15 protein-coding genes are annotated in these 17,263 nt (G+C 66.7%); 10 read left to right on the forward strand and 5 right to left on the reverse strand.

What is annotated here, in order from left to right; genetic code table 11:
- Positions 1-536 precede the first annotated feature (536 nt).
- Entirely contained in the window at positions 537-2,333 is a 1,797-nt protein-coding gene (locus JSE7799_RS15200) for a hypothetical protein (protein WP_055664367.1), read from the reverse strand.
- Between the two features lie 154 nt (positions 2,334-2,487).
- Between JSE7799_RS15200 and JSE7799_RS15205 the strand changes: the two genes are divergently transcribed.
- From JSE7799_RS15205 to JSE7799_RS15235, 7 genes are all read left to right on the forward strand, one after another.
- Complete coding sequence (locus JSE7799_RS15205) at positions 2,488-3,189, forward strand: thiamine diphosphokinase (RefSeq protein ID WP_055664368.1); 702 nt, start codon at positions 2,488-2,490, stop codon at positions 3,187-3,189.
- A gap of 28 nt (positions 3,190-3,217) precedes the next feature.
- A complete protein-coding gene (rpiA, locus tag JSE7799_RS15210; RefSeq protein ID WP_055664369.1) occupies positions 3,218-4,006 on the forward strand; it encodes a ribose-5-phosphate isomerase RpiA in 789 nt (262 codons plus the stop codon).
- Positions 4,007-4,102: 96 nt separating this feature from the next.
- The gene (gene gorA, locus JSE7799_RS15215; RefSeq protein ID WP_055664370.1) at positions 4,103-5,461 is read left to right on the forward strand and encodes a glutathione-disulfide reductase; all 1,359 of its coding nucleotides are present in this window, start codon (positions 4,103-4,105) and stop codon (positions 5,459-5,461) included.
- 100 nt (positions 5,462-5,561) lie between these two features.
- Positions 5,562-6,737 (forward strand): FtsH protease activity modulator HflK, encoded by a 1,176-nt coding sequence (gene hflK / locus JSE7799_RS15220; protein ID WP_055664371.1) that lies wholly within the window; start codon positions 5,562-5,564, stop codon positions 6,735-6,737.
- Complete coding sequence (hflC, locus tag JSE7799_RS15225; protein WP_083480623.1) at positions 6,737-7,816, forward strand: protease modulator HflC; 1,080 nt, start codon at positions 6,737-6,739, stop codon at positions 7,814-7,816. The genes hflK and hflC overlap by 1 nt, the downstream gene beginning before the upstream one ends.
- Positions 7,817-7,969: 153 nt before the next feature.
- Positions 7,970-9,220, forward strand: coding sequence for a GAF domain-containing protein (locus JSE7799_RS15230; RefSeq protein WP_055664372.1), 1,251 nt, complete (start codon positions 7,970-7,972; stop codon positions 9,218-9,220).
- 267 nt (positions 9,221-9,487) lie between these two features.
- Positions 9,488-10,876 (forward strand): Do family serine endopeptidase, encoded by a 1,389-nt coding sequence (locus tag JSE7799_RS15235; protein WP_083480627.1) that lies wholly within the window; start codon positions 9,488-9,490, stop codon positions 10,874-10,876.
- Positions 10,877-10,925: 49 nt separating this feature from the next.
- On the opposite strand, the gene JSE7799_RS15240 is transcribed toward JSE7799_RS15235, so the two are convergent.
- The gene (locus JSE7799_RS15240) at positions 10,926-11,687 is read right to left on the reverse strand and encodes an acetyltransferase domain-containing protein (RefSeq protein WP_055664374.1); all 762 of its coding nucleotides are present in this window, start codon (positions 11,685-11,687) and stop codon (positions 10,926-10,928) included.
- A 130-nt stretch (positions 11,688-11,817) separates the two neighbouring features.
- On the opposite strand from JSE7799_RS15240, the gene JSE7799_RS15245 reads away from it, so the two are divergent.
- Positions 11,818-12,141, forward strand: coding sequence for a 2Fe-2S iron-sulfur cluster-binding protein (locus JSE7799_RS15245; protein WP_055664375.1), 324 nt, complete (start codon positions 11,818-11,820; stop codon positions 12,139-12,141).
- Positions 12,142-12,309: 168 nt separating this feature from the next.
- Here JSE7799_RS15245 and JSE7799_RS15250 read toward each other — a convergent pair whose 3' ends face one another.
- On the reverse strand, positions 12,310-12,651 hold the full coding sequence (locus tag JSE7799_RS15250) for a hypothetical protein (RefSeq protein WP_055664376.1): 342 nt from the start codon (positions 12,649-12,651) through the stop codon (positions 12,310-12,312).
- Between the two features lie 354 nt (positions 12,652-13,005).
- Entirely contained in the window at positions 13,006-13,407 is a 402-nt protein-coding gene (locus tag JSE7799_RS15255) for a hypothetical protein (RefSeq protein WP_144431748.1), read from the reverse strand.
- Between the two features lie 269 nt (positions 13,408-13,676).
- Here JSE7799_RS15255 and JSE7799_RS15260 point away from each other — a divergent pair, with 269 nt between their 5' ends.
- Positions 13,677-15,425: an NAD(P)H-dependent oxidoreductase subunit E gene (locus JSE7799_RS15260; protein WP_055664412.1), complete on the forward strand. Its 1,749-nt coding sequence runs from the start codon at positions 13,677-13,679 to the stop codon at positions 15,423-15,425.
- Positions 15,426-15,437: 12 nt separating this feature from the next.
- Here JSE7799_RS15260 and JSE7799_RS15265 read toward each other — a convergent pair whose 3' ends face one another.
- The gene (locus JSE7799_RS15265) at positions 15,438-15,962 is read right to left on the reverse strand and encodes a hypothetical protein (protein WP_055664378.1); all 525 of its coding nucleotides are present in this window, start codon (positions 15,960-15,962) and stop codon (positions 15,438-15,440) included.
- A gap of 98 nt (positions 15,963-16,060) precedes the next feature.
- Here JSE7799_RS15265 and ftsY point away from each other — a divergent pair, with 98 nt between their 5' ends.
- Positions 16,061-17,233: a signal recognition particle-docking protein FtsY gene (ftsY, locus tag JSE7799_RS15270; RefSeq protein ID WP_055664379.1), complete on the forward strand. Its 1,173-nt coding sequence runs from the start codon at positions 16,061-16,063 to the stop codon at positions 17,231-17,233.
- Positions 17,234-17,263 lie beyond the last annotated feature (30 nt).

Consider the following 17,263-nt stretch of genomic DNA (forward strand, 5'->3'; position numbering starts at 1 on the left):
AAGACCCGGATCATCGTGACCCTGCCGGCATCGTGTCCCCGAAAGGGACTTCTCCTCCTTCTCTTCGACGCCCTCGCCCCACCGAAAACAGCCTGACGCAAGCGCCCCGACAAATCCCGAAACATCAATCCACACCACCCAAGACCCAAGTCACCGGCCGGCCTGCCAACCGGACGCAAACACCGGGTGCGCGCAAGAAAACCGAGACCGGGGAAACCATCCCACGGAGCACAAGTCCGCAGCTTCATGAATTATGCGGGTTAGGTTACTCGCCAGCGACATTTTTGCCGTTGGGCCACGGGCGATGCGGTAAATCCTACGGGAACTTTATTTTCGGTCGTTGTTTGATCCCGGCTCAAAGAGACGAGCTTTGATAAAATTCACGTCGCGAGAACGGATTGTAGCCTTGCCTCCATGGCTGGACAGCGCGCGATCTGAAGCTTCGTCGCGGCTCCGATGGGAACGCGAACCAGACAAATGTCGCCGCCGGATTGAGCGGTATTTATCGGTTGGGTGCGGCCGGACCTCTGGCTGGATCAGCCGGCGCGGCGTTCCGCCTCCTCGGTATAGCGCGATCCCCCGGACAGCGCGAACGTGCCGCGGCTGATCTTTCGGATCGTGCCTTCGCGCAGCAGCTGGCCGAAGCCCCGAAGACCTTCTTCGCGGGTGAGATCCTCGCAAGCCTCGGCTGCGAGTTGCAGCAGATGGGGCCGTGAGAACGTCTCTTGGCCCAAGGTTTTGGTGCTGAAGACCGCGGCTGCCTCAAGGATATCGGACAGATCGACCGCTCCGACTTCGGAGGCGAACAGTTCGAAGCCGTCATTGCCGTCAGTGGCAGAGCCGTCATTGTCAAACGCGCCATCCCTATCCCCATGCTGGTCTGACGCTCCATGGACATCGGCAGCTTCTGCTGCATCCTTCGCAACGCGTTGTTCGGATACGAGCATCAGCGGCGTCGGCCGTTCGGGGCGGGAGGTGCGTTCATCTCCGGTCACGGGACGGCGCGGGCGAATCGTGCTGGCCAGATCGGCGCGGTAGGCGTCCGTCTCGTCGGTCTCGGGTGTCGCGGCCGGACCGTCGGCACGGCGTGCGGCGACCGCGGCCTTGAGGTGCGAGATGTTGGCATGACGCCGCGACGCGTCCTCATCCGAGAGACGGCTGTCGGTTGCGGCAAACAGACGCTCCATGTCCGGATCCGACGGAGCGGCAGCAGATCGCCGCTGTTCCGGGGTTTCGTCTTCATCTGAACTCATTTCGCCATCCGAAACTTCATCGCCCTTGGCATCGGAGGCGGCCTCGAAAGGAGCGGCCGCAGTCTCGCCATCATACCGTATCGCGGCAAGTTCGGCCATCAAGTCGTCGGATTCGTCGTCGCCGCCGAGGATCTCGGCCAGATCGTCCTCCTCACCCGTATCGGCGGCGAGATTCGCAAAGTAGCCGTCCCGGTCGGTATGTTCCATCGACCCGTCGTCATCGGAAGTCTCTTCGGCAGCATCGTTGCCTCGCAGTGCGTCCGCGATGGTGGCCTCGGTCAAGCCGAAGTTTCCGTCGCCACCATCCTGCGCAGGCAATTCGGTCTCTGCCGTAAGCGCTTCGCGGTCATGTGCCGCCGGTTCCCTGTCTTCGACGGCCGGTTCATCAACTGCTGGCGCGGGCGTTGCGGGTTCTTCGGTGCGGCGAACCTTGCGGACGCGGATCACACGGCCTTTCGCGGGCGCGGCCGGCACGTCGGATCGTGAATGTTTTGCAGCATCGCCTTCGGGGACACGTGCGCTGACGGCCGGAACCTCAGGCTCAGGCGGTCTTTTGTCGAAAATTCGCGCCCTCTTGAACACGGTACGTTCAGCCGTGGGCTCATCGTCTTGCTCCACGACATCGCGGATCTGCGCCAGCTTGTCGGCAGTTGATCTTGGCTCTCCCGCAGCGGCCCGTTGCGTTCCGGCAGCAGGATCAAGGAGCGGGTCGGTGGCCTCATCGGCTGCGGCCGGAAAGGCAGCATCTTCGGCCTCGGAAACCCGCGCATCCTTGATGAACCGCTCGATCTCATCTTCATCGGCAACTGGCGCGGCGGCTTTCTGCGCGGGTCGGCGCAGCCGGACTCCGTCATCGTCGGGATGCACCTCGATCGCGTGCTGCGCGCGCGAGGCGGCGATATTGCGCAGCGTCTCGACGTCGGGCGTCGGTGGCTCGGCTCCAAAAAACCGGTCCTCGGCGGCGAGGTCGCGGAAATACTCCGCGATGTCCTTCATGGCCGAGAACGGATCATCGAATCCCTCGAGCGTGCAGGAGAATGTCCCGTAGGCGACGGTCAGGATCTTGTTATCGGGAGCCATCTGCGTAACCTTCGCTTTCTCCCCTCAGGGGGATCCTGTTGCATCTCGCCTTGCAGGTAAACAAACGATTCCAGTCAAATCGTGCCCCGGTCTGGACCATTTGACGGTTTCCGGGGTCAAATCCTGCCACATTCGAAACGCGAAAGACCCGTCCATGCCATTTTCGCGCAACGCCTCCGGGTCCGGTAAGACGGCAAGCGCGGGTGCGCAGACCATCGTGGGTGGGGCACCTGTTAGCAGCCGAGTCCTTTCCGAGGCGTTAACGCTGGCGCCACGGCTGATCGCGGTCGATAGCGGCGCCGATACCTGTCTCGCCGCCGGCCATGTGCCCGAGGCGGTGGTCGGCGATCTGGATTCGATCTCCCAAGCGGCCCGCATCGCCTTCGCGGATCGCCTGCACCCGATCCCGGAGCAGGACAGTACGGATTTCGCGAAGGCGCTGCGGACGTTTCCCGCGCCGCTGACGCTGGCCGTGGGGTTCATCGGCGCGCGGAGCGACCATTTTCTGGCTTGTCTGAGTGCGCTTGCCCGGATCGGGGAGCGGTGTGTCCTGCTGTCGGAGACGGATTGTGTGACGCTTTGTCCGCGCGCAATCGCGCTCGATCTCGCGGCCGGCACGCGGGTCTCGCTCTGGCCGCTCGCGCCGGTCCGGGGCACGAGCGCCGGGCTCTTCTGGCCGATCGACGGGCTGGAGCTTTCGCCGACCGGGCGCGTGGGGACGTCAAACGTGGCGACCGGGCCGGTGCGGCTGACGCTCGACGGGCCGACGGCGTTGATCCTTCCGGCGGATTGTCTGCGGATCCTCGTCGAATCGCTGGACGCCGTCTCTCGCCCCGGGGGCCCCGTGCCGTTATAAGGCCGCGACGCAAGCAGGGAGCTCCGAGATGTCCGCCAAGCCTGACCCGATCGACATGGCGAAATACGTCTCGGCTCTCCGGGCGCTCGATTACGTGCAGGACGGCATGCGGATCGGGCTCGGCACCGGATCGACGGCGGCATGGATGGTGCGCGGCCTGGGGGAGCGGGTGCGCCGCGACGGCTTACGGGTGACGGGCGTTCCGACCTCGTCGCGCACGGCATCGCTGGCCCGCGAATGCGGCATCCAGGTCATCACGCTCGAGGATGCGAAATGGCTCGACCTGACGATCGACGGAGCAGATGAGTTCGATCCCGGCCTCGGCCTCATCAAGGGCGGGGGTGGCGCGCTTCTGCAGGAGAAGATCGTCGCCACCGCGTCGGACATGATGGTGGTCATCACCGATTCCTCCAAGGCGGTGGACACGCTCGGGGCCTTTCCGCTTCCGGTGGAGGTGATTCCCTTTGGCTGGCAGACCACGAAGGCGCTGATCGAGGAGAGCCTGATCGGCATGGACGTCGCCGGCCGTCAGGTGACGCTGCGGCTCAACCGCGATGCGCCCTACCGCACCGACGAAGGCAACCTGATCCTCGACCTGCATCTTCGGCGCATCGGCAATGCGCGTCAGCTTTCGTTGATGCTCAACCAGATTCCCGGCGTGGTGGAGAACGGGCTGTTCCTCGATATCTGCGACGTGCTCATCACCGGCGAGGCCGACGGCGGGGTCGAGGTGCATGACGGTGCATCGGGAACCGTGACGCATGAGCGCATGGAGATGCGCAACGGCGGGAACATCTTTACCAACGACGCCGGTTGAGACGCGGCGCGGCGTCATTGGCCGGGATGCCTTCGCCAGAGGGCGGAGCCGGGCCGCGGCGGCGCAGAATGAGATGCAAGGCAGGAAGTGTTTCCCATGGATTTCGACTATGACCTCTTCGTCATCGGCGGTGGCTCCGGCGGGGTCCGGGCGGCGCGGCTGACCGCGCAATCGGGCTTTCGCGTGGCCGTCGCCGAGGAAAGCCGGATGGGCGGCACCTGCGTCATCCGCGGCTGCGTGCCCAAGAAGCTGATGGTGTTCGCATCCGAATATTCCGAGCAGGTCGTCAACGCGCACCATTACGGCTGGAGCATGGAGACGGGCGCATTCGACTGGTGCGGCTTTCGGGATCGGATGCATTCCGAACTCGACCGCCTGGAAGGCATCTACCAGACGAACCTGGAGAAGGCCGGCTGTGAAGTGATCCGGCAGCGCGCGGTCCTGAAGGATCCGCATACGGTGGAACTGGCCGACGGCACGACGAAGACGGCCAAGCACATCCTCGTCGCCGTGGGCGGGCAGCCGAAGGTGCCGCCGATCGAAAACGCCGATCTGGGCATCGTGTCCGACGACGTGTTCCACCTCGACGCGCTTCCGAAGAAGATGCTGATCGTCGGCGGCGGCTATATCGGCTGCGAGTTCGCAGGCATCTTTAACGGCTTGGGGTCGGATGTCTCGATGTTCATCCGCGGCGCCCAGATCCTGCGCGGCTTCGACGAGGAGGCGCGCGGCCATGTCGGCGATTGCATGGAACGGCGCGGTATCACGATCCATACGGGCTGCGCGCCGACGCAGATCGAGAAGCGTGGCGACCGCGTCTGGGTCAAGGGCTCGAACGGGTGCGAGGACACGTTCGACTGCATGCTCTGGGCCACCGGCCGGCGGCCGTCGACCGACGGGCTGGGGCTGGAAGAGGCGGGCGTGAAGCTTGAGCGGCACGGGGTCGTCTGTGTGGACGAGTATCTTCAGACCGACGTGCCATCGATCTATGCGCTGGGCGATTGCATCGGGCGGGTGGAACTGACGCCCGTGGCCATCCGCGAGGCGGTCGCCTTTCACAAGACGGTGTTCGAGGGCGAGAAGACCGCGATGGATTACGACCTGATCCCGACGGCCACCTTCACCCAGCCCGAAATGGGATCCGTCGGCCTGACCGAGGAGGAAGCCGCCGAGCAGGAGCCGACGCTGGTCTACGCCACCGCCTTCCGCCCGATGCAGCAGGCCTTCGTCGGCGGAGAGGAGCGGGTGCTCTTCAAGCTGCTGGTCTCGAAGGAAACCGACAAGGTGCTGGGCATCCACATCGTCGGCCCCCATGCCGGCGAGATGATCCAGTATCTGGGCATCGTGATGAAGATGGGCGCGACCAAGGCCGATTTCGATCGCACCTGCGCCGTCCATCCCACCATCGCCGAGGAAATCGTGACGATGCGGGACCCGGTGCGGCTTATCGACTGAACCCCGCGCTTTTCTTGAACATTGCCGCCCCAACCCCGATGTAGGGTCCAAACCGGCGGGGCCGGCACAGCCAACAGACGCAGACGAGAGGACGATCCATATGGCAGGACCGAGTGGCCCCTGGGGCGGCGGCGGCAATTCTGGCGGAGGCAGGGGCGACGGTAGCGGAACGGGACGTCCGGGCGGCAACGGCTCCCGCCCGCCGAACCGGGGCGGCCCCAACCGCGGCGGCGTGCCCGAGATCGACGAGTTGATGAAGAAGGGCCAGGACCAGCTTCGCGTCCTGATGGGCGGCCGCGGCAATCGCGGCACGGGCGGTCCGTCCGGTGGCGGTGGCGGGGGCTTCGAGCTCAACCGCGCCACGGTGGGTATCGGCCTGCTGATCCTTGCGGCTTTGTGGCTTTTCGCTTCCGTCTATACCGTCCGTCCGGAGGAGCGTTCGGTCGAGCTGTTTCTCGGCGATTTCTCCGGCATCGGTGAGCCGGGCCTCAACTTCGCGCCTTGGCCGCTGGTCACGCGCGAGGTCGTCGCCGTCACGACGGAACGGACGGTCGAGATCGGCGTCGGCCGCACTCGCGACGAGGCGGGCCTGATGCTGACCGGCGACGAGAACGTCATCGATATCGATTTCCAGGTCGTCTGGAATGTCTCCGATCCGGCCGAGTATCTGTTCAATCTGGCCGAGCCCGTGGCGACGGTGCGCGCGGTGAGCGAATCCGCCATGCGCGAAATCGTGGCCCAGTCGCCGCTGGCGCCCATCCTCAACCGCGACCGGGGCATCATCGCCGCCCGACTTCAGGAGTTGGTGCAGTCCACGCTCGACACCTACGATGCGGGCGTCAACATCCTGCGCGTCAACTTTGACCGTGCTGACCCGCCGGAGGAAGTGATCGACGCCTTCCGCGAGGTGCAGGCCGCAGAGCAGCAGCGTGACCGTCTGCAATCGGAAGCCGACCGCTACGCCAACGAGGTGCTGGCCGGCGCGCGCGGTGAGGCGGCGCAACTTCTCGAGGAGGCGGAGGGCTATCGCGCCCGCGTCGTCAACGAGGCCGAGGGTGAGGCGTCGCGCTTCAGCGCGGTGCTCACCGAATACAGCAATGCACCTGACGTGACGCGCAAGCGTCTGTATCTTGAAACGATGGAGCAGGTTCTGGGCGACGTGGACAAGATCCTCATCGACAGCGACATCGGGGGCGCCAATGGCGGCGGTCAGGGGATCGTGCCTTACCTGCCACTCAATGAGTTGCGTGGAACGCGCAGCGGGGGAACCAATTGATGAAACGCGCGATCTATCTGCTGCCGATTCTCGCCGTCGTGCTGATCCTGCTGTTCTCGTCTCTCTTCGTCGTGGACGAACGGCAGAAGGCGCTGGTGCTGCAATTCGGCCGCGTGGTGACGATCAAGGAGGATCCGGGCCTCGGCTTCAAGCTGCCCCTTGTGCAGGAGGTGGTCTATTACGACGACCGCATCCTGTCGCGGGACATCGATCCGATCGAGGTCACGCCGTCCGACGATCGTCGTCTCGTGGTGGACGCCTTCGCGCGCTACCGCATCCGCAACGTGCAGGATTTCCGCCAGGCCGTCGGGGCGGGGGGCGAGGCCCGGGCCGATCAGTTGGTCGACCAGATTCTCCGCGCCGAGTTGCGTGAGGTGCTGGGTTCCGTCTCGTCCGACGAGATCCTCTCCGAGGACCGGGCCGCCTTGATGGCGCGGATCGCCGCGGGCGCACGCGAGGAGGCGCTCGATCTCGGGATCTTCATTCTTGACGTTCGCCTGATGCGCACCGACCTGCCGTCGCAGAACCTTGCGGCGACCTTCGCGCGGATGCGCGCCGAGCGTGAGCGGGAGGCGGCGGACGAGATCGCACGCGGCCAGGAGGCGGCGCAGCGTATCCGTGCCCAAGCCGACCGCACGGTGATCGAGCTGACTTCGGAGGCGGCGCGCGAGGCCGAGATCACACGCGGTGAAGCGGATGCCCGCCGCAACTCGATCTTCGCCACCGCGTATACGCGAGACCCGGAATTCTTCGAATTCTACCGCTCGCTCGCAGCCTACACGCGCGCGCTGCAAGCCAACAACTCGACCCTCGTCCTGTCGCCCGACAGCGAGTTCTTCGAGTATCTCCAGACCGACCGGCTGCCCGGCGATTTAAGAGGGCGTGCCGAGGCTTTGCCGACGGTCGCGAACCCGGAGGGCGACGGGATTGCAGGTGACATCGTGGAGCAGTCGCCGGAAGCCGCGGCCGATGACGCGGCTGCCGCGGGGAATGAGGGCGCCGCGCTGGACGAGCCGACGGAGCGGAACGTGGTCGAAGATGAGGATGGCACCGTCGTCATCACCACGACCAGCGACTGATTCCGCTCAAATGCGCAGCGAATGAAGGGCCGTGCCGAAAGGCGCGGCCCTATCGTCTTCACAGCGGTAACTCCCTGACATAGAGTGGCCGTCACCCCGTTGCTGCGGGGCGGCACCTGTGCGGGGCGGGCGCCGGCGACCCGAGGGATTTGAATGGCCGACGGCAAGGACCACGTTAAAGTCGTCGAGGCCGATGCGCCCCTTACTTCGGTCGACGATGTCGGCTCCCCGCGCGACGAACTGGCCTATCGCCTGCGCCAGCAGCAGCTGACCTCGGATTTCGGTCTCATCGCCTTGCGCGGCGGCTCGGCCGCGATCCTTCAGCACGAGGCGACGCGCATCGCCGCCGAAGGGTTGGGCATCGATCTGTGCAAGTTCGTTCTCTATCGTCCGCAGGAGGATGACCTTCTGGTGGTCGCGGGGGTCGGCTGGGACGACGGCGTGATCGGGCAGGCGACGCTGAGCTGCGACAGCGGCAGTCCCGCCGGCTATGCCTTTCGGACCGCGCGTCCCGTCCTGTCCAATCACGTGTCGCAGGAAAGCCGGTTCCGCACACCCGAACTCCTGCGCAAGCATGGCGTGAGGCGTGCCATCAACGTGCCTGTATGCGACGATGGACGTCCCCGCGGCGTCCTCGAGGCCGACTCGCGTGAGGATGGGGCCTTCATCGAGGCCGATATCGCGTTTCTCGAGGGGATCGGCGTCCTGCTGTCGGTCGCGTTGACGCGGATCGAGGCGGCCGAGGACCTGGTCGAGGCGCATGCGCGCGAGCGGCTGATGATCGGAGAGCTGCATCACCGCGTCCGCAACATCTTCACCGTCATGGGAAGCCTCGTGACCATGAGCCGACGGGAAGCGGCCCGCAGTGGCGACGATGTGGTCAATCTGATCCTCGGCCGTCTCGCCGCACTTTCGGCGGCGACGGATGCGGGGCTGCCGGTCGCGGGGGGCGAGGATGATCCCGCGCTGGCGATGCTGTCGGCGCCCTTGGCCGCGCTCGCGCGGCGGGTGCTTTCCCCCTACGGCGACCGGATCGAGGTGACGGACCGGACCGGCGGCGATCAGGCCGGCTCGGTCACGTTGACGGGCGCGCAGCAGACGTCGGTGGCGCTTCTGTTGCACGAACTGGCGACGAACGCGCTTAAGCACGGGGCGCTGGCCCATGAGGCGGGACGGATCGTGCTGAACTGGACGCTGGAGGGAAGTGCAGCGGACAGGATCCTCACGCTGCAATGGTCGGAAGACGCCGGTGCGGCGACCGGTCCAGGCCAGGGCCCGCGCACCGTTCCCGGGGGGTTCGGGTCGGGCATGATCGACCGCCTCGTCGCCGGGGAGCGCGGGCGCATCGAACGCGAATGGGCCGAGAGGGGCCTCGTCGCGCGGATCACGCTGCCGCTCACCTGAGGGGTCGGGGTGTTTTGTTCCTGCGCCCCGGTGTCCTAAACTTCATGCGAATCGCGACGCGGCGCGCGCTGCGCAGGAAGTCACGGCCATGTGAAGCTCCTGCGCGTTGAATGTGTCGTAGGCGATGCATTAGTGCAACGCATCGTTCGCCCCGGGGAGAGGGCGCGAAGAGGCATATCCAGGAGGGACATCTTGCTCACCGAACGCAACACGCATCTCGCGTCCGCACCGCTCCGTGCGCTGGCCGCGCCGGTGCTCGCGCTGGCGATGACGCTCGCCGCGCCGATGGCCGAGGCACAGAACCGGCCGGACACCTTCGCCGACCTCGTCGATCAGGTCGACGACTCGGTCGTCAACATCACGACCAACACGACCGTCACCGCCGCCCAGCGTGGCCCCAACAGCGGCAACCCGCTCGAGGATTTCTTCGAGGAGTTCCGCAATCGCAACCGTGGCCCCGAAGGCATGCCGGCACCGCCATCCCGCCGCGGCTCGGCCTTGGGATCGGGGTTCGTGATCTCGCAGGACGGCTATGTCGTCACCAACAACCACGTGATCGAGAATGCCGACGAGATCCTGATCGAGTTCTTCTCGGGCGAGGAGCTTCCGGCGGAAGTGATCGGGACGGATCCGAATACCGATATCGCGCTTCTGAAGGTGGAATCCGATGATCCGCTGCCTTTCGTGGATTTCGGCGATTCGGGCGCGATCCGGACCGGTGACTGGGTCATGGCCATGGGCAACCCGCTGGGTCAGGGCTTCTCCGTCTCCGCGGGCATCGTGTCGTCCACGGGGCGCGAACTCGCGGGCGCCTATGACGACTACATTCAGACGGATGCGGCCATCAACCGGGGCAATTCGGGCGGCCCGCTGTTCAACATGGACGGCGAAGTCGTCGGCGTGAACACCGCGATCCTGTCGCCCACGGGCGGCTCCATCGGCATCGGCTTCGCGATGTCGTCGGACGTGGTCACGAACGTCGTGGCCCAGCTTCAGGAATATGGCGAGACCCGTCGCGGCTGGCTCGGGGTGCGCATTCAGGACGTGGACGAGGAGCTGGCCGAGGCGCTTGGTCTTGATAAGGCGCGCGGCGCGCTCGTCACCGACGTGCCCGAAGGTCCCGCCAGCGAGGCCGGCATCGAGGCGCGCGACGTGATCCTGTCCTTCGACGGCATCGAGATCGATGACACGCGGGAGCTTGTCCGCACGGTCGGCAACACCGCCGTGGACGAGGCCGTCACGGTCACCGTCTTCCGCGACGGTGCCGAAGAGGAGGTCATGGTCACCCTCGGTCGCCGCGAAGAGGCGGAGCGCACGTTCCCCGCATCGGCCGATGGCCCGGCGGAGCCAGAGCAGAGCACCTTCCTCGGTGTCACCGTCTCGACCCTGACCGATGAGTTGCGCGAGCAGCTTGGCCTGAGCGACGATGCCGAGGGGCTTGTGGTTTCGGATATCGATCCGGACTCGGCCGCATACGACAAGGGTCTGCGCGCGGGCGACGTGATCGAGGAGGCGGGGCAGGTCCGCGTCAACTCCATCTCGGAACTCGAAGAGCGTATCGAGGAGGCCCGCGAGGCGGGACAGCAGAGCTTCCTGCTGCTGATCCGTCGCGGCACCGAGGCCCGGTTCGTGGCGCTGCCGCTCGACGAGGAGTGATCGAAGCTGCGGCTTCGTCTTGTGAACGGGCGCCTTCGGGCGCCCGTTTTCATATCCGGCCCCAGATCCACGTCCCGGCCCAGATCGTGGCGATCAGCACCGGCTGATGGATCAGGTACAGGCTCAGCGCGTGCCGGCCGGGCCAAGCCAGCGCTTCGGCCAGCCACCCCGGCCGCGCCGGCCCCCAGCCGAGCCACGATGCCCCGCCCGCCTGTCCGAAGGCGAGGCCGAGAAGCAGCGGCGCGAGAAACGGGACCATCGGCTCGTAATCGATCATCACCGGCACCGAGGTGCCGAGCCCCGACCACAGCCACCACCACTCGTTGAAGGCCGGGTCGCGCAGGGTGGGGCCCAGCCAGAGGATCGCGATCGCCGCCGCGCCAGTCACCCAGAACGGCATGCGCAGGAACAGCAAGCCGAACAGTCCCGCAAGCGCGATGGAATGCAGGATTCCGAACCGCACCCAAGCCTCCGGCACGGCGAGGCGGGTTGCGACGCTGACCCCCGAGGCTGCGAGGATCAGGATGCCCAGCCGTTTCAGATAGCCGCGCGCCCGGAACCTGCGCCCATGCGCCAGCCACAGCGATAGCCCCGCGAGAAACAGGAAGCTCGACGCGATGGCGCGCGCCGAAAGGTCCCATAAGCCGCCGAAGGTCGTCCCCGGCGGCACGAGGCCCAGCACCTCGAAATCGCGACCGAAGTGAAAGATCGCCATGGCCAGAAAGGCAGCCGTTCGCAGCCAGTCCACGGCAATCAGCCGCGGCCCCGGCGTCGCCCCGCGCAGGCCCAGATGTGAGGTGGTCTCGGTCACGCAAGGCCTCTCCGTTTCGCGTCGTGCGCGACCCTAGACCGCGCGGCGCGCCGGCTCCACCCGCGCCAGCGATGTTGCGCGCGCAGGTCCGCGCGGCTACGCAGCGCCAAAGCGAACGGAGGATGCCGGAATGGCCAAGATCACCTATATCGAGCACGGCGGAAAGGAACACGTTGTCGACGTCGCCAACGGCCTGACGGTCATGGAAGGCGCGCGCGACAACGGCATCCCGGGCATCGAGGCCGATTGCGGCGGCGCCTGTGCCTGTTCCACCTGCCATGTCTACGTGGCGCAGGATTGGGTCGAAAAGCTGCCCGGCAAGGACCCGATGGAAGAGGATATGCTCGACTTCGCCTATGAGCCCGATCCGGAGCGGTCGCGCCTGACCTGCCAGCTCAAGGTCACGGACGATCTCGACGGGCTGGTCGTGCAGATGCCCGAAAAGCAGATTTAAGGAGGGCGGCGCGCCTGCGGGGTGCGTCTTTCGCGGTCGGATCGCCGAAACCGCACCGGCCTGCCGCCGCGGCCCTGTTCGAAATCAGGCGCACCCCCGATCGGTTCGACCGGGAGTGCGGTGTCGTCGGGGAATGTCGCCAAGTGACCCGCATTCATTGCCGGGAGATCACTCGTCTCCGGCACTCTCAGTGCGAAGGCGACGGACGATATAAGTGGCGATCGCGGGGGTGGAGCCGAAGGCTGTAACCTCCCTCAAGCCGCGCAGGTCGTTCATGCTGTCGGCATCCGCGTTGAAATGATCATAGACCGCCGCACGCACACCGTTCGTGCGGGTCGAGACGACCGTGCCGGCGGCGCGCCCCGTAGGCGGCTTCAGGACCTCCGAATTCGTTCGATCGAGGTTGAAATGCGCAATGGCGCCGGCGGAGCCTGCGGGTATTTCCGCAGTGGCGGGCAGGCTCGCAAAGATGGCGACGGAGAACAGGGCGGAGGTGACAATGCGTTTCATGGGTCGAGCTCCTTTCGGGTTTATCGACCCCGGACCGGGGCCGGTTGTCTTCGGATAGTCGCTGTCTGCCGTGCCAATAGGAAAAGCCTGCGCGCATGACGCCTCACTTGCAACGCACAGTGGCGTGACAATGGTTCGCCCTGCGTGCGCACCCGCGCAGCACAACTGACCGTTCCGCACCGCTTCCGCCCGTTCGGCCCGACCCCCATGATCTGATCGAAAGACAGGCTCTCGGAACCTGCGATTGGCCGTCAAAAGGAAAGTTCAAACAGTTTGGCCAGCCGCGTGGAGGCTTCGCGGCATGGGCAAGACTGCTTCAGGCCCGATGGACGAGCCGTCGCCCCTCGGCCGATCTCACACACCCAGATCGGGCAGCGGGCAATTCAGCGCCTCGCGCGACACGTCGCGCATCACGAGGTCGCCGGCCGGATCGCTCCCCGGCAGCCGCGCATGCAGATCTCCGCCCGGCATTTCGAGGAAGTTCCAGCATTGCGATGCCGGGTCTCCCTCATAGACGAAGCAGATCTCGTCTTCCGCGTTCGTGAACCAGATGCCACGCTGGCACTGGCCGTTTTCGAACGACCAGATCACGCGCTTGTCCTCGAAATATTGCTCCGCCCCGAACGGCTCGCCGGCGCGGTTGAAATGGAGCGTCCGGCCCGTCACCATCGTATCGAACTCGTCGGGCGTGACGGCACGTTGGGCAAATGCGGGGGCTGCGGCCATCAGGGCCAGCACGAGGGGGATCAGGCGCATGTCGGTCTCCTTCGGGCGCAGCATCTCCGGGCGCGGCGCCGAGGTCCAGCCCCCGCGGGCCTGAGACGAAGACGATGCGCGCAATCGGGGCGCCGATCGGAACCGCTTCGCGTCGGGAGGCGGCGAAACGACGGCAAAATCGCCGGATCGTGGCCCGCCTGCCGCTTGCGCCGGCAACGATACGTCGCGCAAACCGGTCTTCGTGGTCGCAATCGGTCGTTCCTGCGAAGCGGGCGCATGCGACGACAGGCACAAAGGGGAGCCGGACGATGCTGGATCACGAAGCGAAGGGTGTCTGGAAATCGGGCCGCGGCAAGGGCCGTGCGACCCCGAAGGGGAGGCAGTTCGACGATGCCGCGCTGGCCGAAATTCGGGCGCTGCTTGGGGATCGGCCGCGTCGGCGCGACCTGCTGATCGAGTTTCTGCACCTGATTCAGGACGAATACGGGCACCAATCGGCGGCCCATCTGCGTGCGCTGGCGGAGGAGCTGCGCCTGCCCATGGCGGCGGTCTGGGAGGTCGCGACGTTCTACGCGCATTTCGATCCGCTGCGGGAGGACGACCCCGCCCCGCCGGACCTGACCATCCGCGTCTGCGACTCGCTCTCCTGCGAATTGGCCGGCTCCGACGCGCTGATGGCCGCGCTCGAGGACGGGCACGATCCGTCGCGCGTCCGCATCCTGCGCGCGCCCTGCATGGGGCGGTGCGACATGGCACCGGTGGCCGAGGTCGGGCACCGCCATGTCGATCACGCGACGGCGGAGACGGTGGCGCAGGTGGCGGCCTCCGGCGACACGCATGCGCATATTCCTGATTACGAGACGTTTGAGGCGTACAAAGCCGCGGGTGGCTACTCGGCTCTGGCCGGTCTGCGCCGGAACGGCGATTGGCAGGCGGTGCAGGACAAGGTAGCCGCAAGCGGCCTGCGCGGTCTCGGCGGTGCGGGGTTCCCGAGCGGCAAGAAATGGGGCTTCGTGCGCTCCAATCCCGGTCCGCGTCTCATGGCTGTCAACGGCGACGAGGGCGAGCCGGGAACGTTCAAGGACCGGTTCTACCTCGAGCGGATGCCGCATCTGTTCCTCGAAGGGATGTTGATCGCCGCCTGGGCCGTCGAGGCGGAGCGCGTCTACATCTACATGCGCGATGAATATCCGGCGGTGCTGGAGATCCTGCGCCGCGAAATCGACGCGCTGGAGGGGTCGGGCCTGATCGCCCCCGGATACGTGGAGCTGCGCCGTGGCGCCGGCGCCTATATCTGCGGCGAGGAATCCGCGATGATCGAATCGATTGAGGGTAAGCGCGGCCTGCCGCGCCACCGGCCCCCCTATGTCGCGCAGGTCGGGCTGTTCGGGCGTCCCACGCTCGTCCACAACATCGAGACCTGCCACTGGATCGCGCGCATTTGCCGCGAGGGGCCGGAAGTCCTGTCGGTGCATGAGCATAACGGACGCATCGGCCTGCGCTCCTATTCCGTCTCTGGGCGGGTGCGAAATCCGGGCGTCTATCTCCTTCCGGCTGGCTCCACGATCACCGACATCATCACCGCGGCGGGCGGCATGGCCGAAGGGCACGTCTTCAAGGCCTATCAACCGGGCGGGCCATCTTCCGGCCTGCTTCCGGCCTCGCATGACGACGTCCCGCTCGACTTCGACACGCTTCAGCCGCACGGCTCCTTCATCGGATCGGCCGCTGTCGTTGTCCTCTCCGACCGCGACAGCGCCAAGGCTGCGGCGTTGAACATGCTGCGCTTTTTCGAGAGCGAAAGCTGCGGGCAATGCACGCCGTGCCGCGTCGGCTGTGAAAAGGCGGTGAAGCTGATGCAGGCCGACACATGGGACGGCGCCCTTCTGGAGGATGTCTGCCAGGCGATGGCGGATGCATCGATCTGTGGCCTGGGCCAGGCGGCGCCGAACCCGATCCGGCTGGTGCTCAAGCACTTCGCGGATGAGGTGGGCGGCACGGCTCCACCGACCGCAGGATACGGGACGCGTCAATCGCTGGAGCGGCGCGAAGAATAGTCTCCTGCGCGGTCAGTTCCGGAATGCGCGACAGATGCAGCCCGCGTCCGACACCGCGCGGCAGATGGACATCGCCCCGACGCGGTCCGGGGCTGCGATCCGGGTGGCGATGATCGTCGGGCGGCCCGGGCCCCGTTGTGTCAGGGGGACGTATTCCACGCCCCCGGGTCCGGCTGCCGCACGGCATGCGGGGGCGAGACGGTTCCACGCTGCCTGCGCGGCGGCCTGCGTTCTGCCGTAGCCGACCTGCACACCCCAAGGGGCAAAACGGGGCGTTGGTGTCGCCAAGGGCGATATTCGCCGCGACCGCGCCATCGGGTCGAACCGGCTCTCCTGCCACAGCAGGCGGGCGAGGTAGCCGGGCGGCAGGCTGTGCTGTGCGGCCTCGGCGGCGATCTGCGCGCAGGTATCGGCTGCGAAGCGGTCGGCGCGGATGCAGTGCCGCGGGCCGAACTGCCCGTCGGAGCAGGCGATGGCGGGCGGTGGATCGGCGCGGACGGGCAGGGCGAGCAGAACGAGGAGGATCAGGACGCGCATCACGCCGCAAGGTCGGCCGCTGGGTCCGGATGTCAAGACGCCGTGCCCTTTCACCGCGCCGCGGCAGACGCTAGGTGGGGGCCGGAAAGGGGTGGCCCATGTCGTTCTTCAAAAAGCTCAAGGACCGTCTGACGAAATCTTCGTCGAAGCTGGACGAGGGGCTCGACGCCATCGTCGAGGAGGGGAGCGAGGCGGACGTCGCGCCCGACGTGACGCCCGAGGCCGTTATCCCGCCTCCGTCGCCCGTCCCGGACCCGCAGCCCGCGCCGCCGAGCACCGAGCCCGAGCCGCAACCGGTCCCGCCCGCGCCCGCGCCGAAGGTGCCACCGCTCGATGAGGGTCTCGTGCCGCAGCCGCCGGAGGCCGAGCCCGCAGCCGCGCCCAAGGCAGGTCTTCTCGGCCGGCTGCTGGGCCGTGTGGGGCCGGGCGGGGCGCCGCGCCGGGTGCTCGACGACGAGATGCTGGAACAGCTGGAGGAACTGCTGATCGCCGCCGATATGGGCGTCGACACCGCCTTGCGCGTCACCGCAAATCTCGCCGAGGGACGGATGGGCCGGCGCGTCTCCTCGCAGGAGATCAAACAGGCGCTCGCCACCGAGATCGCCCGCATCATGGAACCTGTCGCCCGGCCCATGCCGCTGACGTCGAACCGGCCGCAGGTGGTGCTGGTGGTGGGCGTCAACGGCTCCGGCAAGACCACGACCATCGGCAAGCTTGCCAGCCAGTTCCGCGCCGCCGGAAAATCGGTCGTGATCGCGGCGGGCGATACGTTCCGGGCGGCGGCGGTCGAACAGCTTCAGGTCTGGGGCGACCGGGCGGGCGTTCCGGTCATGGTGGCCCCGCAGGGTTCCGATCCGGCGAGCCTCGCCTTCGACGCGATGACGCGCGCCGAGGCGGAGGGGGCGGACCTGCTGCTGATTGATACCGCGGGCCGGCTGCAGAACCGCGCCGATCTGATGGAGGAGCTGTCGAAGATCGTCCGCGTCATCCGCAAGAAGGATCCGTCGGCGCCGCACAATACCCTTCTCGTGCTCGACGCGACGACGGGGCAGAATGCGCTGAGCCAGGTGGAGGTGTTCCGCAAGTTGGCCGACGTGTCCGGCCTCGTGATGACCAAGCTCGACGGGACGGCGAGGGGCGGCGTGCTGGTCGCGCTTGCCGACCGGTTCGGCCTGCCGATCCATGCAATCGGCGTGGGCGAGCAGATCGACGATCTTGACGCCTTCGACCCCGAGGAATTCGCAGTCGCGCTCGTGGGGCTGGAGGCGTGATCCGCACCGGATCGACCGCGTCGGAAGCCC

Origin of the sequence: Jannaschia seosinensis, from assembly GCF_001408515.1 — a bacterium.
Lineage (GTDB): Bacteria > Pseudomonadota > Alphaproteobacteria > Rhodobacterales > Rhodobacteraceae > Jannaschia > Jannaschia seosinensis.

Excerpts from the sequence above, each read along its gene's own strand:
- JSE7799_RS15235 (WP_083480627.1), top strand. The coding sequence starts at position 9,488 with ATGACGCTCGCCGCGCCGATGGCCGAGGCACAGAACCGGCCGGACACC.
- JSE7799_RS15205 (WP_055664368.1), top strand. The coding sequence starts at position 2,488 with ATGCCATTTTCGCGCAACGCCTCCGGGTCCGGTAAGACGGCAAGCGCG.
- JSE7799_RS15245 (WP_055664375.1), top strand. The coding sequence starts at position 11,818 with ATGGCCAAGATCACCTATATCGAGCACGGCGGAAAGGAACACGTTGTC.
- JSE7799_RS15200 (WP_055664367.1), bottom strand. The coding sequence starts at position 2,333 with ATGGCTCCCGATAACAAGATCCTGACCGTCGCCTACGGGACATTCTCC.
- hflC (WP_083480623.1), top strand. The coding sequence starts at position 6,737 with ATGAAACGCGCGATCTATCTGCTGCCGATTCTCGCCGTCGTGCTGATC.
- JSE7799_RS15250 (WP_055664376.1), bottom strand. The coding sequence starts at position 12,651 with ATGAAACGCATTGTCACCTCCGCCCTGTTCTCCGTCGCCATCTTTGCG.
- rpiA (WP_055664369.1), top strand. The coding sequence starts at position 3,218 with ATGTCCGCCAAGCCTGACCCGATCGACATGGCGAAATACGTCTCGGCT.
- gorA (WP_055664370.1), top strand. The coding sequence starts at position 4,103 with ATGGATTTCGACTATGACCTCTTCGTCATCGGCGGTGGCTCCGGCGGG.
- JSE7799_RS15265 (WP_055664378.1), bottom strand. The coding sequence starts at position 15,962 with ATGCGCGTCCTGATCCTCCTCGTTCTGCTCGCCCTGCCCGTCCGCGCC.
- JSE7799_RS15260 (WP_055664412.1), top strand. The coding sequence starts at position 13,677 with ATGCTGGATCACGAAGCGAAGGGTGTCTGGAAATCGGGCCGCGGCAAG.
- JSE7799_RS15230 (WP_055664372.1), top strand. The coding sequence starts at position 7,970 with ATGGCCGACGGCAAGGACCACGTTAAAGTCGTCGAGGCCGATGCGCCC.
- ftsY (WP_055664379.1), top strand. The coding sequence starts at position 16,061 with ATGTCGTTCTTCAAAAAGCTCAAGGACCGTCTGACGAAATCTTCGTCG.
- hflK (WP_055664371.1), top strand. The coding sequence starts at position 5,562 with ATGGCAGGACCGAGTGGCCCCTGGGGCGGCGGCGGCAATTCTGGCGGA.
- JSE7799_RS15255 (WP_144431748.1), bottom strand. The coding sequence starts at position 13,407 with ATGCGCCTGATCCCCCTCGTGCTGGCCCTGATGGCCGCAGCCCCCGCA.